Origin of the sequence: Allopontixanthobacter sp. (assembly GCF_034376665.1) — a bacterium.
Classification (GTDB): domain Bacteria; phylum Pseudomonadota; class Alphaproteobacteria; order Sphingomonadales; family Sphingomonadaceae; genus Allopontixanthobacter.
The window spans coordinates 22795-29548 of record NZ_JAXMJI010000092.1; the positions used below are offsets into that span (position 1 = coordinate 22795).

A 6754-nucleotide genomic window follows, 5' to 3' on the forward strand; every position below is an offset into this window, starting at 1 on the left:
TTGTTGGGCCGCACACTAGTTTTACGCATCCCCTTGCCAGCCCGCGTCCGGTTCATTAGGGCGACAGGAAAGCTTCAACCCCCAATTCGAGAGGGAAAATATGTCCGATACTGCTGATCGCGTTTCCAAGATTGTTGTCGAACACCTCGGTGTCGAGGCCGACAAGGTCACTCAGGAAGCCAGCTTCATCGATGATCTGGGCGCAGACAGTCTCGACATCGTCGAACTCGTGATGGCGTTCGAGGAAGAATTCGGTGTCGAAATCCCCGACGATGCGGCGGAAAAGATCACGACCGTTGGTGACGCGACCAAATACATCGAAGAGCACAAGGGCTGATTGCCCGCCCGCCACGCTCGTCCGACGCCAGTTTTCGGGCGGTCGGCGGGGAACTGACAGGCTCGACCCCCATTAAGGGGCCGGGCCTGTTGTATTTCTGGACCGTCAGGTTTTTGGGCCAGCATTTTGGGAGATTTTCATGCGCCGTGTGGTGATAACCGGACTGGGTCTCGTCACTCCTTTGGGCGGCGATGTCGAAACGACCTGGGCAAACATACTTGCTTCGAAAAGCGGCGCGGGGCGCATCACGCGGTTCGACGCCTCCGACCAGAAATGCCAGATCGCCTGCGAAGTAAAACCGGCGGACCATGAATATGGGTTCGATCCGGACAAGCGGGTGGATCACAAGGTCCAGCGCCAGGTCGATCCGTTCATCATCTACGGCATCGATGCTGCCGGACAGGCGCTCGAAGACGCAGGGCTTGAGGATATGTCGCAGGAATTGCGCGAGCGAACCGGCTGTTCGATCGGTTCGGGAATCGGCGGACTGCCGGGTATCGAAAGCGAATCCCTGGTGCTGCACGAACGCGGCCCCGGCCGGGTCAGTCCGCATTTCGTCCACGGCCGCCTGATCAACCTGATCTCCGGACAGGTATCGATCAAATACGGTCTGATGGGCCCCAACCACGCGGTCGTGACCGCCTGTTCCACCGGCGCACACTCGATCGGTGACGCCGCGCGGATGATCCGCGAAGACGACGCCGATATCATGCTGGCGGGCGGTGCGGAGGGGACGATCTGCCCGCTCGGCGTGGCCGGTTTCGCACAGGCCCGTGCGCTCAACATGTCCTGCAACGACCGCCCCGAACAGGCGAGCCGTCCGTATGACAAGGATCGCGACGGGTTCGTGATGGGCGAAGGCGCGGGCGTGGTCGTGCTAGAGGAATACGAACACGCCAAGGCGCGCGGCGCGAAGATCTATGCCGAAGTGGTGGGATACGGAATGTCGGGCGATGCGCACCACGTCACCGCACCCCATCCGGAAGGCAGGGGCGCGGAACTGGCGATGCGGATGGCGCTGCGCAAGGCGGGGCTGGAACCCTCGGAAATCGATTACATCAACGCCCACGGCACCTCGACCATGGCCGACACGATCGAACTGGCCGCGGCGATGCGCGTATTCGGCAGCGACCTGTCGGGCGCTTCCATGTCGAGCACCAAATCCGCAATCGGGCATCTGCTGGGCGGGGCGGGGGCAGTCGAATCGATCTTCTGCATCCTCGCCATCCGCGACCAGATCGTGCCGCCCACGCTGAACCTCGACAATCCTGATGAAGGCACCGAAGGCGTCGATCTGGTGCCGCACACGCCGCGCAAGCGGGTGGTCAATGCGGTGCTGAACAACAGCTTCGGTTTCGGCGGCACCAACGCCAGCCTGGTGATGAAGAAAGTCGACTAACATGATGCGCCGCGGCTGTCTGTTTCTGGCCGCGCTAGGTGTGTTGGCGCTCATCGCTGCCGGGATATTCGCATCCGGTTGGTACGGTTCGGCGAATATCGAGGAAGACACGCCCTTTGTGGTGCCCTCCGGATCCTCGCTGACCAGCGTGGCGCAAAAGCTCGAGGAAGAAGGCGTGATCGCATCCGCCGACGGGTTCCTGCTGCGGGCGAAGATTTTGGGCGGCGGCGCGCCGATCCAGGCGGGAGAATTCCTGCTGCCCGCCGGTGCCAGCCCGGCGAATATCCTCGAGGCGTTCCAGAGCGGCGATGTGATCCGCCGGTTCATCACCATCCCCGAAGGAATGCCGTCGATCATGGTCCATGAACGGCTGATGGCGCAGCCGCTGCTGACGGGCAGTGTGCCGGTACCGGCAGAAGGTTCGGTGCTGCCCGACACCTATGATTTCGAACGGGGGGAAAGCCGTGCTGCGGTGCTGCAGCGGATGCAGGCGGCGATGGGCAAAACACTCGCCGAACTTTGGGACAAGCGCGCGCCGGGCATCGCGGTCGACTCGCCGAAGGAAGCGGTCACCCTCGCGTCGATCGTGGAGAAGGAAACCGGCAAGCCGTCCGAACGCAGGATGGTCGCCGGCCTCTATTCCAACCGGGTGAAGGCGGGGATGATGCTGCAGGCGGACCCGACCATCATCTATCCGATTACCAAGGGCAAGCCGCTCGGCCGCCGCATCCGGCAGTCGGAAATTTCCGCGGTGAACGGCTACAACACCTACACCATGACCGGGTTGCCGGACGGCCCGATTACCAACCCGGGACGCGAGTCCATCGCCGCGGTGCTGAACCCGGCGAAAACCAGCGCATTGTACATGGTGGCGGACGGGACAGGCGGCCATGTGTTCGGCGACACGCTGGACGAACACAACGCCAATGTCGAAAAATGGTATGCGCTGCGCCGCCAGCGCGGCGAGATGTGAGCGCGGAGGCCGGTACCGCTCCGTTCATCGTGACGGCGCTGCTGCCGCCCGAACTTGCCCGCTGGGCGACCGACCTGCGCACCGCGCACTTCCCGCCGGAACGCAATTTCCTGAAAGCGCATGTCACGCTGTTCCACGCGCTGCCGTATTTTTGCGGAGACGAGGCCAGGGCCGCCCTGGCGCAGGAAACCGCCGAGCATGTCCCGGTGGAGGCCGAACTTGCCGGCCTGATGTCCCTGGGCGGCGGAACCGCATTGAAACTCTCCAGCCCCGCCATGCTCGACCTGCGCGACCGCCTGGCAGGGCGGTTCCACGGGCTGTTGACGGCGCAGGACAGCCACCGCCCGCGCCTGCACGTCACCATCCAGAACAAGGTCACCGCGAAGGAAGCCAAGGCGCTGCAGGCCGAACTGGCGCCGCAGATCACCCCGCTGCGGTTCCGTTTCTCCGGGCTTGGCCTGTACATCTACCGCGGCGGGCCGTGGGACCATGTCCGCGATTATCCCTTTCGCGGCCGGCCCGTAGCGTTTCGTGGTTGACCCGCGTAAACTCGCACCGTAAACGCGCCGCCTTGCCCGGATGCTTGCGTGTTTGCCAGACGTCCGGTTGCCCCACGGGGCGGAGTAGCTCAGCTGGTTAGAGCAGCGGAATCATAATCCGCGTGTCGGGGGTTCGAGTCCCTCCTCCGCTACCACTTTTCGTCGGCGTTGTTACTGACAATGCGCGAAAGTCGCGCCCCGCAAGCCTTTGACAGGCAAACGAATTCGATTCGCCCTTAGCTCTGAATTACCGCGATTCTCTTGTCTTCTGTAGGGTTCGATCGCCTTGGCCAGTCGTCAAAACATAGAATTCTGTGCCTGGATTATGTGGATATAAAGCTGGTGAACGCACCGCTTTAGACCTGCCGCAGGGGCGCGGAGGCGCAGATCTCGAGCCGCCTTTGCAAATGAGGTGAAAGGAGACCAGCGAAGGGCCGAGCTTGCTCTGCTGGCGGCGGAGGAGTATCTAAAGCGCAAGCCTTGAGGAGGCATATGATGCGTCCCTTTTTCTATGTTCCGCTTGCATTTTTGCTCACTGCTTGCGCGACAACCCACGCGATCGATCCGCAGCTGGCCTCAACGAGCTTGGCCGATGCTCAGATCATAGAGGTGAAGCTAAGCAACTTCGATTTCGGGCCATCGACCATTCGCATGGAGGCCGGAAAAGCCTACGCGCTGCACATCGAGAATACCTCTTCGGGTGGGCACGATTTTACGGCGCCGGAGTTCTTCGCGGCCTCGAGGGTGGCGCCGGAGGACGTGGCCAGCGTGCGCGATGGGCAAGTCGAACTTGGCGGCGGACAGTCGGCCACAATCCACCTGGTGCCGTCTGCCGGAACCTACAGTCTCGTGTGCACTCACGTCGGCCATGCGCTGTTCGGTATGAAGGGCACTATTGTCGTAAGCTGAAGCGACGGGCCTGCTGAAGTTCAGCGCGCGATACGCCGCGCTTAGTTGGCGCCGGCGGGCTGTGCCTCCCGGGTAATCCGGTGTCCGCCCCCAAGGGTCTATTCCTATCGCAAAGGAGTTGGCCGAAATCCGTTCCCGGAGTATTTCCAGGCTTATCAAGGCGACATGCGATTCGTGGCGGCTGCAGGGGGATCAAGTCAATGCCAAGAGGCCAGCTCATGACGAACGAACGTCTGGGCGAGATTGTTGAAAAGGCGGCAGCCGAAGTTTTCATCTTTGACAGCGAAGATTTTAATTTTCTTCTGGTCAACCGGGGAGCGCGTGAAAACCTTGGCTACTCCAGGGAAGAATTTGCGCTCCTGCACCCCTGGGATATAAAGCCCGAATATACCGAAACCCAATTCAGGGCCCATGTTCAACCGCTCATCACGGGCGAGCTCGAACAGCTGTATTTCGAAACGATTCACCGGCGAAAAGACGGCTCGACCTATGCTGTAAGCGTTCGCCTGCAACTTATTTCGAACGGCGATGCGCCCGTTTTCTATGCTGCCATTCAGGACATCTCCGAGCAAATCAGGATTCGCAGTGAACTGGAGTTCCTGTCCGGCCAGCTGGATGCGATCCTGAACAATACCCGGATGGCGGTTATCATGATGGATGAGCGTCAGCATTGTTCGTTCATGAACAAAGCCGCAGAGCAGCTTACGGGTTTTACATTCAAGGAAACGCAGGGAAGGCCGCTCCACGACCTGATCCATCACAGCTATCCAGACGGACGTCCGTTTCCGATCGATGAATGCCCCATAGACCGCGCCTTCCCAAAGAATGTCCAAATGCAGGGGGAAGAAGTCTTCGTTCACAAGGACGGGACATTCTACAACGTGGGCTACACTGCCTCACCGATGAGAAGCGCTAACGGAACAACCATCGGCACGGTCGTCGAGGCGCGCAATATCGATGAAGAGCTGCAAGCCAGAGAGGCTCTGAATTCCTTTAACGCGGCACTGCAAAGCCGGGTGGAGCAGGCGATTGCGGAACGAAAAGCGCTGGAAGCGCAGCTCGTTCAGGCGCAGAAGATGGAAGCGATCGGACAGCTGACAGGCGGCGTGGCGCATGACTTCAACAATCTGCTTCAGGTCATCGGCGGTAACCTTCATCTACTCAAGCAGGGCGCGATTACCGACGAGCGAAGTATCGCGCGCATCAATAATGCGATCTCTGGCGTCGACCGCGGTGCGAAGCTGGCCTCCCAATTGCTGGCATTTGGCCGTCAGCAGCCGTTGAAGCCGAAGCCGACCAATGCCGGCCGTATCATGCGCGAGATGGACGACCTGTTCCGGCGATCCCTGGGGGAAGCAATCGAGATAGAGACGGTCGTCGCCGCAGGCTTGTGGAATTGTCTTGCCGATCCGAGACAGCTTGAGAACCTGCTGCTCAATCTCGCGATCAACGCCCGGGATGCGATGGACGGCGTCGGCAAACTCACGGTCGAAGCCGAGAATGCAGTTCTGGATGGAGAGTATGTCGCAGTCCATCCTGACGTATCCGCGGGAGAATATGTGCTGATCGCGGTAACGGACACCGGCTGCGGAATCCCGGAAGAGCACCTGTCAAAGGTGTTTGAACCGTTCTTTACCACGAAAGCACCGGGCGAAGGGACCGGACTGGGTCTGTCGATGGTTTTCGGCTTTGTGAAACAGTCCGGCGGCCATCTCACGATTTACAGCGAGCAGGGAGAAGGGACCACCATCCGCGTTTATCTCCCGCGAACGCGCAAGGATGAACTGGCCAGTCGCCCGAGCGGTGAACTGGTCAGCCAGCCGGGCAACAACGAAGTGATCCTGGTTGTCGAGGACGACCCTGATGTTCGTGCGACAGCCGTCGAGCTGCTCACCCAGCTTCGATACAAGGTGATTGAGGCACCAGATGCAGATAGCGCACTTGCAATCATCAAATGCGGTATTTCGATCGATCTGCTGTTCACCGACGTGGTCATGCCCGGAAAGCTAAGGTCAACGGACCTGGCCCGCCTTGCGAAGGAGCGAATTCCCGACCTCGCGGTGTTGTTTACCTCGGGCTATACCCAGAATGCCATCGTCCATGCCGGCAGGCTGGATGAAGGTGTCGAACTCATCAGCAAACCCTACACTTCTGAGAGACTGAGCCAAAAAATCAGGAAGGTCCTGGAAACCAGAGGGGCGGATCATGCCAGGGAGCCGGCGGGAAATGCCGAGACGCATAGCGGGCGAAAAAGCACCGGGGCCGGGCAAGAGAAGCTCCGCCACGTGCTCGTCCTGGAAGACGAACCTCTGATAAGAATGACGTTGGTCGAAACGCTCAACGGACTTGGCTGCAAGACATTCGAAGCGAAATCTCTGAAGGAAGCGAGGCAATTGTTCTTGGAGAACGAGTTTGATGTCGTCCTGTCGGATTTGAGCCTCCCCGATGGCCTCGCGACAGAGTTTCTACTGGATCTCGTCACTAGCCATCCGGACATCAAGATCATTGTTGTAACCGGAGGGCTGCTGCCGGAGAAACTGCAGTCGCAGCCCATGTCGGTCCTGACCAAGCCCTTGTCCGAGGCCGACCTGGCAAGA

At 60.2% G+C, this 6754-nt stretch carries 6 protein-coding genes and 1 tRNA gene; all 7 read left to right on the top strand.

Annotated features, from left to right (window positions below):
* Positions 1 to 100: 100 nt before the first annotated feature.
* Positions 101 to 337 carry an acyl carrier protein gene (locus tag U0988_RS09995; RefSeq protein WP_160601236.1) on the top strand — a complete coding sequence of 79 codons (237 nt, stop codon included), beginning with the start codon at positions 101 to 103 and terminating at the stop codon, positions 335 to 337.
* Between the two features lie 139 nt (positions 338 to 476).
* Entirely contained in the window at positions 477 to 1736 is a 1260-nt protein-coding gene (fabF, locus tag U0988_RS10000) for a beta-ketoacyl-ACP synthase II (protein WP_322292476.1), read from the top strand.
* A gap of 1 nt (position 1737) precedes the next feature.
* The gene (gene mltG / locus U0988_RS10005; protein ID WP_322292477.1) at positions 1738 to 2709 is read left to right on the top strand and encodes an endolytic transglycosylase MltG; all 972 of its coding nucleotides are present in this window, start codon (positions 1738 to 1740) and stop codon (positions 2707 to 2709) included.
* Complete coding sequence (locus U0988_RS10010; protein WP_322292478.1) at positions 2706 to 3248, top strand: 2'-5' RNA ligase family protein; 543 nt, start codon at positions 2706 to 2708, stop codon at positions 3246 to 3248. Before mltG ends, U0988_RS10010 begins: the two co-directional genes overlap by 4 nt.
* Before the next feature lie 78 nt (positions 3249 to 3326).
* Positions 3327 to 3403 (top strand) — tRNA-Met (locus tag U0988_RS10015).
* A gap of 337 nt (positions 3404 to 3740) precedes the next feature.
* Complete coding sequence (locus U0988_RS10020) at positions 3741 to 4157, top strand: cupredoxin domain-containing protein (protein ID WP_322292479.1); 417 nt, start codon at positions 3741 to 3743, stop codon at positions 4155 to 4157.
* A 218-nt stretch (positions 4158 to 4375) separates the two neighbouring features.
* Positions 4376 to 6754, top strand: a 2379-nt coding sequence (locus U0988_RS10025; RefSeq protein ID WP_322292480.1) for a PAS domain S-box protein, incomplete at its 3' end; no start/stop codon positions are given.